Source organism: Nonomuraea muscovyensis, assembly GCF_014207745.1.
Classification (GTDB): Bacteria; Actinomycetota; Actinomycetes; order Streptosporangiales; family Streptosporangiaceae; genus Nonomuraea; species Nonomuraea muscovyensis.
In genome coordinates this window covers 936037-949299 of record NZ_JACHJB010000004.1, presented here as the reverse complement: position 1 = coordinate 949299, position 13263 = coordinate 936037, and the positions used below count along the sequence as shown (strand labels likewise).

At 71.3% G+C, this 13263-nt stretch carries 16 protein-coding genes and 1 pseudogene; 12 read left to right on the top strand and 5 right to left on the bottom strand.

The features are described from left to right. A pseudogene (locus FHU36_RS42165) lies at positions 1-361 on the bottom strand (hypothetical protein); the annotation flags it as partial. Positions 362-590: 229 nt separating this feature from the next. On the opposite strand from FHU36_RS42165, the gene FHU36_RS42160 reads away from it, so the two are divergent. The 4 genes from FHU36_RS42160 (at position 591) to FHU36_RS42145 (ending at position 4288) form a co-directional block, all read left to right on the top strand. Next, positions 591-1178: a MarR family winged helix-turn-helix transcriptional regulator gene (locus FHU36_RS42160; RefSeq protein ID WP_185089669.1), complete on the top strand. Its 588-nt coding sequence runs from the start codon at positions 591-593 to the stop codon at positions 1176-1178. Positions 1179-1252: 74 nt separating this feature from the next. Further along, positions 1253-2182, top strand: a complete 930-nt coding sequence (locus tag FHU36_RS42155) for a tetratricopeptide repeat protein (protein WP_185089668.1) — start codon at positions 1253-1255, stop codon at positions 2180-2182. 9 nt (positions 2183-2191) lie between these two features. Then, the gene (locus FHU36_RS42150; RefSeq protein ID WP_185089667.1) at positions 2192-2821 is read left to right on the top strand and encodes a cytidylate kinase-like family protein; all 630 of its coding nucleotides are present in this window, start codon (positions 2192-2194) and stop codon (positions 2819-2821) included. Between the two features lie 57 nt (positions 2822-2878). Continuing rightward, the gene (locus tag FHU36_RS42145; protein ID WP_185089666.1) at positions 2879-4288 is read left to right on the top strand and encodes an NAD-dependent malic enzyme; all 1410 of its coding nucleotides are present in this window, start codon (positions 2879-2881) and stop codon (positions 4286-4288) included. 190 nt (positions 4289-4478) lie between these two features. Here FHU36_RS42145 and FHU36_RS42140 read toward each other — a convergent pair whose 3' ends face one another. Continuing rightward, a complete protein-coding gene (locus tag FHU36_RS42140; RefSeq protein ID WP_312892215.1) occupies positions 4479-5894 on the bottom strand; it encodes an MFS transporter in 1416 nt (471 codons plus the stop codon). A 69-nt stretch (positions 5895-5963) separates the two neighbouring features. On the opposite strand from FHU36_RS42140, the gene FHU36_RS42135 reads away from it, so the two are divergent. Further along, a complete protein-coding gene (locus FHU36_RS42135) occupies positions 5964-6644 on the top strand; it encodes a TetR/AcrR family transcriptional regulator (RefSeq protein ID WP_185089665.1) in 681 nt (226 codons plus the stop codon). A 69-nt stretch (positions 6645-6713) separates the two neighbouring features. Here FHU36_RS42135 and FHU36_RS42130 read toward each other — a convergent pair whose 3' ends face one another. Further along, entirely contained in the window at positions 6714-6887 is a 174-nt protein-coding gene (locus FHU36_RS42130) for a hypothetical protein (protein WP_185089664.1), read from the bottom strand. Between the two features lie 45 nt (positions 6888-6932). Here FHU36_RS42130 and FHU36_RS42125 point away from each other — a divergent pair, with 45 nt between their 5' ends. Both FHU36_RS42125 and FHU36_RS42120 read left to right on the top strand, forming a co-directional pair. Next, on the top strand, positions 6933-7226 hold the full coding sequence (locus tag FHU36_RS42125; RefSeq protein ID WP_185089663.1) for a hypothetical protein: 294 nt from the start codon (positions 6933-6935) through the stop codon (positions 7224-7226). Between the two features lie 166 nt (positions 7227-7392). Next, a complete protein-coding gene (locus FHU36_RS42120; protein WP_185089662.1) occupies positions 7393-7971 on the top strand; it encodes a YqgE/AlgH family protein in 579 nt (192 codons plus the stop codon). Between the two features lie 182 nt (positions 7972-8153). Here FHU36_RS42120 and FHU36_RS42115 read toward each other — a convergent pair whose 3' ends face one another. Next, positions 8154-8765: a TetR family transcriptional regulator gene (locus FHU36_RS42115; RefSeq protein WP_185089661.1), complete on the bottom strand. Its 612-nt coding sequence runs from the start codon at positions 8763-8765 to the stop codon at positions 8154-8156. A gap of 157 nt (positions 8766-8922) precedes the next feature. On the opposite strand from FHU36_RS42115, the gene FHU36_RS42110 reads away from it, so the two are divergent. After that, entirely contained in the window at positions 8923-10530 is a 1608-nt protein-coding gene (locus tag FHU36_RS42110; RefSeq protein WP_312892214.1) for an MFS transporter, read from the top strand. A gap of 111 nt (positions 10531-10641) precedes the next feature. On the opposite strand, the gene FHU36_RS42105 is transcribed toward FHU36_RS42110, so the two are convergent. After that, complete coding sequence (locus tag FHU36_RS42105) at positions 10642-11148, bottom strand: hypothetical protein (protein ID WP_185089659.1); 507 nt, start codon at positions 11146-11148, stop codon at positions 10642-10644. A gap of 27 nt (positions 11149-11175) precedes the next feature. Between FHU36_RS42105 and FHU36_RS42100 the strand changes: the two genes are divergently transcribed. The 4 genes from FHU36_RS42100 (at position 11176) to FHU36_RS42085 (ending at position 13233) form a co-directional block, all read left to right on the top strand. Then, the gene (locus tag FHU36_RS42100) at positions 11176-12033 is read left to right on the top strand and encodes an SseB family protein (RefSeq protein WP_185089658.1); all 858 of its coding nucleotides are present in this window, start codon (positions 11176-11178) and stop codon (positions 12031-12033) included. After that, complete coding sequence (locus FHU36_RS42095) at positions 12030-12425, top strand: UCP033725 family protein (protein ID WP_185089657.1); 396 nt, start codon at positions 12030-12032, stop codon at positions 12423-12425. Before FHU36_RS42100 ends, FHU36_RS42095 begins: the two co-directional genes overlap by 4 nt. A gap of 71 nt (positions 12426-12496) precedes the next feature. After that, on the top strand, positions 12497-12898 hold the full coding sequence (locus tag FHU36_RS42090; protein WP_185089656.1) for a YbaB/EbfC family nucleoid-associated protein: 402 nt from the start codon (positions 12497-12499) through the stop codon (positions 12896-12898). Then, positions 12895-13233, top strand: coding sequence for a hypothetical protein (locus FHU36_RS42085; protein WP_185089655.1), 339 nt, complete (start codon positions 12895-12897; stop codon positions 13231-13233). Before FHU36_RS42090 ends, FHU36_RS42085 begins: the two co-directional genes overlap by 4 nt. Positions 13234-13263: the final 30 nt, after the last annotated feature.

Genomic DNA, 13263 nt, shown 5'->3' with positions numbered 1-13263 from the left:
TCAGCCGCCCCGACTGCTCGGTGAGCACGGTCTTGACGGCCAGCACCAGCACCGTCGCGCCGAACGAGCCCAGCACCACCACCACGATGGCCAGCGGCGCCTTGAGCGCCCGCCAGGCGCTCAACTGCCGGCCGCGCAGCGCCCTGCGCTTGCGCAGGGCCACCCACGCGGCGAAGGCGGCGGCCACGGGCCCCGTCAGCCGGAGCGAGCCGATGACCGCGGCCACGATGTTCTCCCAGGCGTCCACACCTGGTATCAGGACGCTCCACGCCGCGACCAGCCCGAGCGCCAGCAGGACGGCGACCGTCACGGCCGCGCTCTGCTTCAGCTCTTCACGTGAAACGCCCGCGTGCTCACGCACGTGACTTCCCGTTGACATGCATCAAGCACCCCCGTGCCCCCTAGGCGACGCGGAACAGAAGAGTCCGGGCAGGTCCCCACCGCCGGTGGACTTGGGGTCCGCGTCACCATTCGATGCGAGAACCATAACGGAGCGTGATGATTGACGTCCGCATTCTTGGCCAAGCAGTGAATCTGATCGCTCAGAGTAACCAGGCGAAACCGGACGAGCGGCGCGCTACCGTAGCGCTGTGTCTCAGCCGAAGCCGCTCAATCTGCCGTTCGATCCCATCGAACGCGCCGCGCAGACCTGGCGTGTTCACTTCGGACCCTCTTCCGCCATGGCCGCCGTCACCTCGATCATGAGAGCGCACCAGATCCTCCTGTCGCAACTTGACTCGCTCCTGAAGCCCTACGACTTGACCTTCGCCAGATACGAGGCGCTGGTGCTGTTGACCTTCAGCAGGACGGGCTCGCTGCCGCTGTGGAAGATCGGCGAGCGCCTCATGGTGCACCCGACCAGTGTCACGAACACCGTCGACCGGCTGGAGAGGTCCGGGCTGGTCAGCAGGATGCGCAACCCGCACGACGGGCGGGGCGTGCTCGCGGAGATCACCGACGCGGGCCGCGACGTCGTGCGGCGGGCCACGGCCGACCTGATGGCGGCCGACTTCGGGCTCGGCATGTACGGCGAGGACGACCTGCGGCAGATGTTCGGCCAGCTCCGCACGCTCAGGGTGGCGGCGGGTGACTTCTCCGGCGAGCGGGACGTTCCCGCGCCCGGCGACGGCAGCGCGTCCGGCGGCCGAAACGCCGCAGCGGACCCCCGGCTTCACTGAGGGCTTAGCGGCACGGGGCCGGGCCGCGACCTCGGTGGCATACCCGTCTCCCGGCATGCGGCAAGATGAAGAACATGGCGGACTTCTCACGGCCCGGGTCGCTCTACGGAGCGATCGATCTGGGCGCGCGTAAGCAGGCTCTGGAAGCGCAGGCCCGGCGCGAGGCCGCAGGGCCGCAGGCGGCGGCCTCGGTGGTCGAGGTGACCGAGGAGACGTTCACGAGCGACGTCGTCGAGCGTTCGATGACCGTGCCGGTCGTGCTCGACCTGTGGTCGCCGCGGGCGCCCGGCAGCGCCCAGCTCAGCCCCGTTCTGGAGAAAGTCGTCGGCGACCTGGGCGGCCGGGCCCTGCTGGCCCGGGTCAACGTGGACGCCAGCCCGCAGATCGCCCAGGCGCTGCGCGTGCAGGCGGTGCCGACCGTGCTGGCGATCTTCCAGGGGCAGGCCGTCACCGGCTTCCAGCAGGTGCTGCCCGAGCAGGAGGTGCGCCGCTGGCTCGACGAGCTGATGGGCGCGGTCGAGCAGTTCTACGAGGCCAACCCCGCGGCGAGGCCCCAGGAGGCCGAGGAGCAGGCGGCGCCCGCCGGCCCGCCGGCCGATCCCGACCTGGTTGCGGCCGAGCAGGCCATCGACAAGGGCGACCTCGACGCCGCGGCGGCCGCCTACGAGCGGCTGCTCGCCCGCTCGCCGGGCGACGAGGACGCCAAGATGGGCCTGGCCGGCGTCAACCTCATCAAGCGCACCGAAAGCGTCGATCCGGCAGAGGTGCAGCGCCGCCTGGCCGATCCGGCCGACATCGACGCCCAGTTGCTCGCGGCCGACCTGCAGATGCTGTCGGGCGCCGTCGACGAGGCGTTCGAGCGGGTCGTCGGCGTGGTCAAGCGCACCTCGGGCGACGAGCGCGACAAGGCCAGGCGTCACCTGCTCGGCCTGTTCGACACGCTGCCCTCCGACGACCCCTCCCTGGCCAAGGCGCGTAGGGCGCTGGCGAGCGCGCTGTTCTAACCTGGAGGTGTGCGGGTCGTCACGATCTCGGCGACATACGGCACGGCCGGCAGCCACATCGGCCCGGCCGTGGCCGCGCAGCTCGGCGTGCCGTTCGTCGACCGGGCGATCCCCAGCGCCGTCTCCCAGGAGCTCGGCTGCACCCTGGAGGAGGCGCTGGCCCACGACGACCGGGCCGAGCACGGCCTCGGCAGGCTGCTGGCCGGCGCGATGCGCCTGCCCACGGTCACCTTCGGCGGCGTGGACCTGTACGTTCCCGGCGCGATGCCGCTGGCGCCGGAGGAGTTCGTCCGCCGCACCGAGCGCATCCTGCTGGAGACGGCCCGCGTGCAGGGCGGCGTCTTCCTGGGCCGGGCCGGAGCCGTCGTGCTGGCCGACCACCCCGGCGCCCTGCACGTCCGGCTCGACGCGCCGCTGCGGCGGCGGGTGCTGCAGACCGCCACGCTCGGCGGCATCGGCGAGCGCGAGGCCCGCAAGATCGTCGAGGGTTCCGACCGCGCCCGCGCCGCCTACGTGCGCCACTTCTACCGCCTCGACCCTGCCGACCCGGGGCTCTACCACCTGGTGATCGACAGCACGACCATTCCCGTGCCGACCTGCGTGGACCTGATCGTCTCCGCCTCTGAGTCACTGGACTGACCCGGCGCCCCCTACCATAAGAGGACTTCCTGGTCAGCCCCCGAAGGAGCGATTGACGTGGCGACCGTCCCGAGTGTGTCGTACTCCATAACCGTGCGGCTCGAGGTGCCGGCCGGCGGCAAGGCCGTCAGCCAGCTCACCCACGCCGTAGAGTCGGCGGGGGGCGTGGTCACCGCCCTCGACGTCACCAACGCGGGCCACGAGAAGCTGCGCATCGACGTCACCTGCGCGGCCAGGGACACCGACCACGCGCAGGCGATCGTCGACCAGCTGGAGGCGGTCGAGGGCGTCGTCATCCACAAGGTCTCCGACCGCACCTTCCTCATGCACCTCGGCGGCAAGATCGAGATGGTGTCGAAGGTGCCGCTGCGCAACCGTGACGAGCTGTCCATGGCCTACACGCCGGGCGTGGCCCGCGTGTCGATGGCGATCGCCCGCAACAAGGAGGACGCGCGCCGGCTGACCATCAAGCGCAACACGGTCGCCGTGGTCACCGACGGCTCGGCCGTGCTGGGCCTCGGCAACATCGGGCCGGAGGCCGCGCTGCCGGTGATGGAGGGCAAGGCGGCGCTGTTCAAACGCTTCGCGGGCATCGACGCCTGGCCCATCTGCCTCGACACGCAGGACGTCGACGAGATCGTCCGCACCGTCCAGCTCATCGCCCCCGGCTTCGGCGGCATCAACCTGGAGGACATCTCCGCGCCGCGCTGCTTCGAGGTGGAGCGCCGGCTGCGCGAGCTGCTCGACATCCCGGTCTTCCACGACGACCAGCACGGCACCGCCATCTGCGTGCTGGCCGCCCTCACCAACGCGCTGCGCGTCGTCGGCAAGCCCATCGAGAACGTGAAGATCACCATGGCCGGCGCGGGCGCGGCCGGCAACGCGGTGCTGCGCCTGCTGCTCGCGGCGGGCGCGCGCAACGTCGTGGTCTGCGACTACCTCGGCGCCGTGCACAAGGGCCGCGGCGACCTCGACGAGTCGCTGCTCTGGATCGCCGAACACACCAACGCCGAGGGCTACTCGGGCGACCTGCGGGGCGCGGTCAAGGGCGCCGACGTGTTCGTGGGGGTCTCGGCGCCGGGCATCCTGTCGGGCGACGACATCGCCACGATGGCGCCCGACGCGGTGGTGTTCGCGCTGGCCAACCCCGAGCCCGAGGTCTCGCCCGACGACGCCCGCGAGCACGCGGCGGTCGTGGCCACCGGCCGCTCCGACTACCCCAACCAGATCAACAACGTGCTGGCCTTCCCGGGTGTCTTCCGCGGCCTGCTGGACGCCCAGGCGACGGAGGTCTCGCAGGAGATGCTGCTGGCCGCCGCGGGCGCCCTGGCCGCCGTGGTCACGCCGGAGGAGCTCGGCCCCAACTACATCATCCCGAGCGTCTTCCACCCTGATGTGGCCACCGCCGTCGCCGCCGCCGTCCGCGAGTCCGCCGGAGGCCGCGCCCGCGGCTTCACCGAGGCATAGATTCTGCTGTCACGGCACGGCACGGCCGGGCCGGCCGCCACCCGCCGCGTGGGGCTGAGGGCCTCCAGGAAGAGGCCCGCTGACCGTGGGCTGCGCGGCGTCCCCGGTGAGCCCTGATGACGACGGCCTGCCGTACCGTGCGAGCGCACGGTACGGCAGGCCCGGTGTGGCCGTGAGCCCGCGCGCGGCGTCAGCGGTGGGGGCGGATGAAGGTGGCGGCGAGCGTCAGCGCCGCGTTGACCACGACCGCCACGATCACCCCCCGCAGCACCATGTCCGCGCCCATGCCCGCCGCCAGGCCCGCCCCCGCGCCGGCCGCTCCCATGGCGGCGGTGACGACGGCGCTCATGACCGGGATGCCCATCGTGATGCCCACCTGCTGCGTCATCGTGGCGAGCCCGGTGGCGAGCCCCTGCTCGGAGTCCGGCAGCCCGGAGGTGGCCGTCACCATGAAGGCCACGATCGCCACCATGTTCCCCACGCCGCCCGCGAACGTGGCCGCCAGCAGGAGCCAGATCCAGCCCGGTTCGGCGCCGAGGAGCGCCAGCGACGCCGTGGACACGGCCTGGAGGGCGAAGCCGGCCGTCAACGCCCGTCCTAGGCCCATCCGGGTCAGCACCCGGGGTGCGACGACGCCGCCGAGGACCGTGCCGAGCCCGAGCACCCCCAACGCCAGGCCGGTCGCCAGGGCCGTGTAGCCGAGCACCTTCTGCAGGTAGAGGGTCAGGAGGAAGACCAGCGACGTCTCCGTCGCGAACGCCACCAGCCCGGCCAGATTGCCCCACTTCACGGTGGGCCGGGCCAGGACCCGCAGCGGCACCAGCGGCGAGACGGCCCGCCGTTCCACCGCCCGGAACACCACGAACAGCACCACCGACGCGGCCAGCGCCCCGAGCCCGACCGGGTCGGCGAAACCGTGCTCCCCGGCCCGGCTGAGCCCGAACACCAGCGCCAGCAGCCCTCCGGTCACGGCCACCGCGCCCGGCACGTCCATCCTCGGACGGTCCGCCGGGCGGCTCTCGGCGAGCACCGCGGGCGTGGCGACCAGCACCGCCAGCGCCACCGGCACGTTGATGAAGAAGGCCCAGCGCCAGCTCAGCAGGTCGGTCAGCAGTCCGCCGAGGATCGCGCCGGAGGTGAACCCGGCCGACATCAGCGCGCCGTTCAGCCCGAGCGCCCGAGCCCGCAGCGGCCCCTCCTCGAACGACGTGGTCAGCAGCGACAGCCCGGCGGGCGTCACGACGGCGGTGGCCAGCCCCTGCGCGACGCGGGCGGCCAGCAGCAGCGACGGTGAGTCCGCCAGCCCGCCCGCCAGCGAGGACAGTCCGAGCAGCGCCATCCCGGCGAGGAACAGCCTGCGCCGCCCGAACAGGTCGGCGACCCTGCCCGCCAGCAGGGTGAACCCGGCGGCGGCCAGCGCGAACGCGGTCGCCACCCACTGCAGGTCGGCCAGCGCGAACCCGAGGCCGGTCCCGATGACGGGCAGGGCGACGTTCAGGATCGAGAAGTCGACGGCGAGCATGAACTGCGAGCCCAGCAGCAGCACGAGGACCAGCCGTTGCCGTCCGGTCATCCGCGCGGGAACGCGGTCTGCGATCGTGGTCACGTCATCTCCCTTAATGGTTCATTGGTTCCGTTAAGATTCGGAGTGACGGTAACACGGAAAGGGTTGTTAATGGAACAGGAGTCCCGTTTGGCTGGAACGGTGCGCCCGGGAGGCCGGACGGCGAGGGTGCGCGCGGCCGTGCTGGAGGCGACCCAGGACGAACTGGTGGAGCGCGGGTTCCACGGCCTGTCGATGGACCAGGTGGCGGCCCGGGCGGGCGTGGGCAAGACGACCGTCTACCGGCGCTGGGGCAGCCCCGCCGGCCTGGTCGCCGACCTCATGACCGAGCTGGCCGAGCAGTCGTCCCCGCACGCCGACACGGGCTCGGTCGAGGGCGACCTGCGGGCCAACGCCGTCGGCGTGCTGGCCGCCGTGACCGACCCGCGCCTCGGGGCGACGTTCCAGGCCGTCATCGCGGCGGCCACCTGCGACGACGACGCCGCGGGCGCGCTGCACGCCTTCTACGGCCGGCGCGTCAGGGAGTGGGCGAAGGCCGTCGACCTGGCGGTGAAACGGGGGGAGCTGCCCGCGGGCACCGACGGCGAGGAGGTGATCAGAGCGGTCTCGGCGCCGCTCTACTACCGGCTGCTGGTCACGCGCGAGCCGGTGGACGCGGCCGTCGCCGAGCGGGCCGCGCTGCGCACGCTGGCCGCCGCCCGAGCCGGAGCCTTCGTCACCGGCGCCCTCCCATCCGGCTCTGGGCCGGAGGGCGCCGCAGCGGACGGGGCGGGGCAGGCGGATCAGCGGTAGTAGGCGGATCCGGGGCGGGCGGGGCCGAGGGAGACCGGCTGCGCAGCCGCCCGCAGTGCTGGCAGAGTGCTAGCAGGCCAGCTGGAGCGCCATGTCGGCAACGCGGGTCTTGTCCCCTGTCCTGACGCCGCACTGGGCCGTCCCACCGGAGTCCCCGTCCTGCCAGGAGGTGGCGTGTCCCGCGCCGAGCCGCTTCCCATCGCACGCCACGACGAAGTCGGCGTCCACCAGGGGGTACGCCATCTGGTAGATGACGTACCGCCCCGCGCCGTCGAAAGACCTGGCATCGTGACTGCCCTCGGACGGGAACGTCTCGCCGATCGGCGTCAACGGCCGGCGGATCGACGTGATCGCCGCGGCGGACTGTCAAGCGTCACCCCGGTCACCTGCGCGACGCCCGACCGCGACACCTGCATGGACGGGACCCACTTCTCGCCCTTCGGCAACGTCTTCGCCTCGGAGACCGCGGTGAGCACGTCACGGTCGTCGATGTTGAACCAGGTGAACGCGCACGACTTCTGGGAAGCCGATACGGCGGTCGCGGCCGAGGCGGATGAAGAGGCGAGGATGCCGGCCCGGTGACAGCGGTGCCTCCGCACACCAATCCGCACCAGGCGGTACCTCGACACCGAGCCGAGATGGGGGCTGAGGTGGACGGACGGTGAGCGGATGGCGTGCGGGCGGGCGCGTACCGTGACATCGTCGGGCTGGGGAGCGGGATGGGCGGTTGACCCTTCATCATGGAGGTATGGCGGAAGCGATCTACGTCGGCGGTTTGCTGGTGGCCACGCCGCTGCTCGACGACCCCAACTTCCGGCGTAGCGTCGTGCTGGTCCTCGAGCACGACAGCGAGGGCGGCACCCTGGGCGTGGTGCTCAACCGGCCGAGCGAGATCTCGGTGACGCAGGTGCTGCCGGTGTGGGACCCGCTGGTGACCGGCCCCTCGGTGCTGTTCCAGGGCGGGCCCGTGCAGACCGACAGCGCGCTGGCCCTCGCGGCCGTGCCGAGCGGCGAGGAGCCGCTGGGCTGGCGCAGACTGCACGCGGGCACGCCGGCCGTGTCCCGGCTCGGCACCGTCGACCTCGACGCGCCGCCCGAGATCCTCCAGGGCGAGATCTCGCAGATGCGGATCTTCGCCGGCTACGCGGGCTGGACGGCCGGGCAACTGGAGAGCGAGATCGCCGAGGGCGCGTGGTACGTCGTCGACTCGGAGGCCGGCGACACCTTCCACGCCGACCCGGGCGCGCTCTGGCGCCACGTGCTGCGGCGCCAGCGGGGTGAGCTGGCGTTCGTGGCCAACTGCCCCGACGACCCGACCATGAACTGAGCCCGCGCGACCCCGCCAGGCCTGCCGTGCGGACGGTGCTCGTACACCTGGAGGGACGGCGACACCACCCACCCGGGAAGCGCGTGCCGGAGCCTGGCCACCGCCTGCGAGGATGCGCGGCAACGCTCCCCGCGCCCTGCCAGGGTCGACCGCGCCGCCCTGGCCTGACCTCCGAACAGGACCTAGTCGTGCAGGTCGGGGCGGAGCAGGCTCTGCGCCAGGAGGATCGTCTCCTCCAGGCGGCCCGCGATCTCCCGGACGTCCTCCACCGCCGGCTTCGGGCACTCGAAGCCGATCCGCATCGTGGACATCGCGAACGCGACGACAAGGTGGCTGAACCGGTCGGTGTCCACGTCGACGCCCCTGCGGGCGGCTATCTCGGCGGCCAGGCGGCGCTCGGTGTCGGCGCCCCGCGCCACCGACAGGCCCACCAGGTGCGGGTGCCCGTCGAGAAGGCGGCGCAGTTTGAGGAATCTGGCGGTGTCCTCCGGGGTTGAGTCCTGCATGTCGCTGAGCACCGCCCGCAACGCGTGCATCAGCGAGGTGAACGCGGGCTCGTCGGCCGGCCGGGCCCGCAGGGTGTCGAGCATGATCTCCTCGCCCTGGTCGTGGAACCACAGCGCGAGATGGTCCTTGCCGGCGAAGTAACGGAAGAAGGTGCGCGGGGAGATCTCGACCGACCCCGCGATCTGCTCCACGGTGGTCGAGTCGTACCCTTGTTCGAGGAACAGGTCGAGCGCGGCGTCGAGGATCGCCAGCCGCGTCTTCTCCTTCTTGCGTTCCCGAAGCCCCACAGACGTCACTCCCTCGAAACCTGCCTGTCACAGTATGTCAGAAGTCACAGTCTGACTTTTATAAGCGTTTGTCATTCTGTCACTGACTGCCATAGATTACCGGCGACTTACGTGAGCTATGCCCCGGTGTGGGGCGAGGTGTTTTGAGGGGGACTACGTGGCTAACGTGAAGACGGCCGACGCGCCGTCGCCGCAGGGACCAGGCCAACCGGCGTCCGGGGGCAATCCGTGGCTGGTGCTGCTGGCGGTCAGCCTCGGCGTCATCATGGTGATGCTCGACGGCACCGTGGTCGGCATCGCCAACCCGGTGATCCAGAAGGACCTGGGGGCGTCGCTGGCCGACCTGCAGTGGGTGACCAGCGGCTACCTGCTGGCGTTGGCGGTGTTCCTCATCACCGCCGGCAAGCTGGGCGACCTGTTCGGGCACAAGCGGGTGTTCCTGATCGGCGTCGGGGGCTTCGCGGTGTCGTCGGTGGGCATCGGGCTCAGCCAGCAACTGGCCGACGTGATCCCGGGCGTGTCGCCGGTGGGCGCCCTGATCGGGCTGCGCGTGCTGCAGGGCCTGTTCGGCGCGCTGCTCCAGCCGGCCGCCCTGGCGCTGCTGCGTGGCGCGTTCCCCGGTGAGAAGCTCAACCAGGCGATGGGCGCGTGGGGTGCCATCATCGGCCTGTCCAGCGCCGCGGGCCCGATCGTGGGCGGCGTGCTCGTCGAGAAGGTGAACTGGCAGTCCGTCTTCTTCATCAACGCCCCGGTCGGCATCGTGGCCCTGCTGATGGGTGTGTTCCTCATCAAGGAGAACCGCGCGAAGACGCTGGCCAAGATCGACTGGCCCGGTGTGGTGCTCCTGTCGGGTGCGATGTTCGCCCTGGTCTGGTCGATCATCAAGGCCCCCGAGTGGGGCTGGGGCGACACCAAGACGGTCGGCTTCCTGGCCGGCTTCGCCGTGCTGATCGCCGGGTTCATCTTCTGGCAGTCCAAGGCCAGGCAGCCGCTGGTGCCGCTGTCGCTGTTCAGGAACGTGTCGATCTCCATCGGCACCGTGCTGATGATGATGGTCGCGTTCGCGATGTTCGGCGCGATGTTCTTCCTCGGCTTCTTCTTCCAGGGCGTCCACGGACTGAGCCCGCTCGAGGCCGGTCTGCGCATGCTGCCGATGAGCGCCGGCATGATCGTGGCCTCGCCGTTGGCCGGCATGCTGATCGGCAAACTCGGCCCCAAGATCACGATGGCGATCGGCCTGGTGATCACGGCGGCCGCGATGTTCCTCATGTCGCAGCTCAGCATCGACGCCTCGTTCCTGGAGAGCGCCATCCCGTTCGTGCTGCTCGCCTTCGGCCTCTCGCCGGTGTTCGTCGGCGCCACGGAGATCATCGTGGGCAACGCGCCCATCGAGCTCAGCGGCGTCGCCGGTGGCCTGCAGCAGTCGGCGATGCAGGTCGGCGGCGCGCTCGGCACCGCGATCCTCGGCGCCATCATGGCCGCCGAGATCTCCAGCAAGCTGCCCGGCTACCTCGGCCCTGCGGCCGAGGGCATCCCGGCCGCGCAGATGTCGCTGCTGGAGAAGGCCGCCGCGTTCGGCGGGCTGCCCGCCGACACGCCCCAGCAGCTCAAGGCGATGGTCGGCCCGGCCGTGAACAGCGCGTTCATGGACGGCATGCACCTGGCGTTCCTGGTGAGCACCGGCATCGCGCTGCTCACCGCCGCGCTGACGCTGTTCGTCAAGGCCGGCCGCAAGACGGAGGGCGCTCCCGTCCACGCCGGCTGACCTGCGTTCCCGCCGTGCGGCCCTCGTCCCCTGTGGGCGAGGGCCGCACGGCTGTCCAGGCCGCATTTCCAGCGTGCGGCGCCGGTCGGCCCGCCACGCCGACCGGCGGGCCTACGCATCGCGGTAGGCGTCCTTCACCACGAGGAGCCGCTCGACTCGGAACCTGCCCGGCTCGGCGGTGTACACCCGCAGGCCGCGGTCGGCCCAGAACGCCTGGTCGGGAACCCTGTCCGCGCCGTCGGGCACGAACTTGAGCACCTCCTCGACCGCGGCGCGCGCCATCGCCAGCGCCCGCGCGCCCTCCTCCGGGTCGGGCGGCACGCTGCTCGCCCACTGATCGGCGACCCACAGCCACTCGCCGGCGTCGATGAGCTGGGACGGCTCCGGCCCGCCGAACGTGGGCCAGCCCTTCGGGGCCGTCTCGCGCTCAGGCAGGCCGAACACATACTCCCGCCCGGCGCCGCAGTCGGCGCAGGTGCCCGCGTAGGCGACGGCGAGCTGCTCCGCGACCCCGACGACGCCACTCTCCCAGGGAGTCTCCACCGAGCCGCACGCGCACGGGGTGAGATCCAGGTACAGCAGGGCCTCGTCCCGGGTACGCGCCACTGGCAAAGTCATAGGGACCAAAACTACTAGGGTGACGCCATGCACGTCGCGACCTCGTTCGAGCAGGAACTCGGCTCGGCACACGCCCGCGGCGACCTGGCCACCTGCTTGGCCCTGCTGCGCACCGCCGCCCTCGCCTGCCCGATCAGCGACGAGGCCGCGGCGGGTGAGACGCCGGTGGCCTGGCCCACGTTCAGCGACGCCGAGCGCACGTGGCTGGTCGCCTTCACCTCACCGGAGGCGATGGGCGAGGTGGCCCGACACTTCCGGGCCGTGACCCTGCCGGAGCTGGCGGCCGGCTGGCCGGACCCCCGCTGGGGGCTGGCCGTCAATCCGGGCCGGCCGGTCTGCTTCTACCTGGAGCCGGGGACGGTGGCGCGGCTCGCCGTGCCGACACTGCTGGAGGACGTGGTGTTGGAGCCGGACTCCGGGATCCCGATCATGCAGAAGCTGCTCCGCCCGTACGACATCCTGGAGCTGCTGAGCACGGCTGAGCCGCGGGTGTCCGGCTACTGCCACCACGCGCTGGACGTGGCGCACCTCACGACGCCGGCCGAGCTGGTGGAGGCGCTGGTCAGGGACGAGGCGCTGACCCGTGACGGCACCGTGAACATCCTGCGCTGGCCGGCCGTGGGGCTGTCCCTGTATCGCACGCCCTACGGCGGCACGGACGAAGAGAGCATGAAGGCCGTGGCCGGATGGGTCATCGAGGAGCCGCCGTTCGTCGGGATGGGCCTCGTGCCCAACGTGAACGAGACGATCAGGGAGTACAAGATCGACGGCATTCTGCTGCCGTACGGGGCGGAGATCGTGGAGCTGGGCACGGACGGCAGGGAGCGGCTGCGCGCGCAGTTCGACGCCGATCGCGGGAAGTGGCTGGTGGACGAGGAATCATGACGTACCGGGCGTCCTGGGCGGGAGCCGAATACGAGGCGGCTCCGCAGCTGCGGGAGGGCAGGGTGTGGATGCGGCTGCGCCGCACGTCGCCCGCCGACGGGTTCGAGCGGCTGGAGGACGACCTGTACGTCCGCGCCGTCCCCGCCACGGAGTGCGCGTGGGTGCGCCACGTCATCACCGTCTGCATGTGGCGGGGCGCGCCGTTCTGGGTGTACGCGGAGCGGGAGGACGAGCTGCTGGTCGAGTACATCGGCGCGCAGGTCACCGTGGCCAGGGAGCTGGACCTGGACCGGATCGACCGTGGCGTCCACCGGCTCTGGGTGCGCCGAGCTGAGGTCTGTGAGCTGCAGGAGGTGGCTGTGGACGTTGCTTACAGGTTATACACACGTTAAATTTGGCGCCCTTCGTGCATTGTGCTGCTTTTGGTACATTCGTCGAAGACGATCTTGGGGGAGGCGTTCGCATGGATGTCGACGCGGCCGGGCTGCAAGCCTACGCCGACGAGCTCCAGGCCAGGTTCATGCGGCTGCAGAGTGAAGCGCTGTCCCTGCACGGACGGGCCCGGGCCGTCGAGGTCACGGAGAAGTCGGCCAACGGTCTCGTCTGCGCCACCGTTGGCGCCCGCGGCGATCTGATCAGGCTCGACCTCGACCCTCGCGTGTTCCGCGATCCCGACGCTCAGGGGCTGGCGGACACGATCACGGACACCATCCACCGGGCCACGGCGAAGGCCTTGGACAAGGTGGTGGAGATCTTCGAATCGGTCGTGCCGGCCGACCAGATGCGCGCTCACCTCGAAGGCGACGTCGAGACCGTGATGAAGCAACTGGCCGGCCAGATGGTCGAGGGGGACGGTCACCGGTGAGAGACGAGGAAGGCGTCCAGATCGCCGAACTGGTCTCGACCGGCATCGCGCAGTTCCACCTCATGGCCGGCGACCTGGACACCGCCTATCGATCGGACGAGGCGGAGCTACGCGGGCTGCTGGCGTCGAGGGTATGGGGCACCGGGCCGGCCGGCACCGCGTTCTTCCAGGCCCTGCAGGCGTTAGGCGGCCCGGAGCGGTGGCTCGACGACACCGACGCACTCGTGCGCGACATCAACAAGACGCCGACCAAGTTACGCAGAGCCGTCGGCAACTCACTGAGCACCGACGACGCGGTGGCGGAGTACCTTGCCCGCGCACTCGGCCCCGCCTGACGGGAACGGCGGCAGATGGCGGCCGGAAAG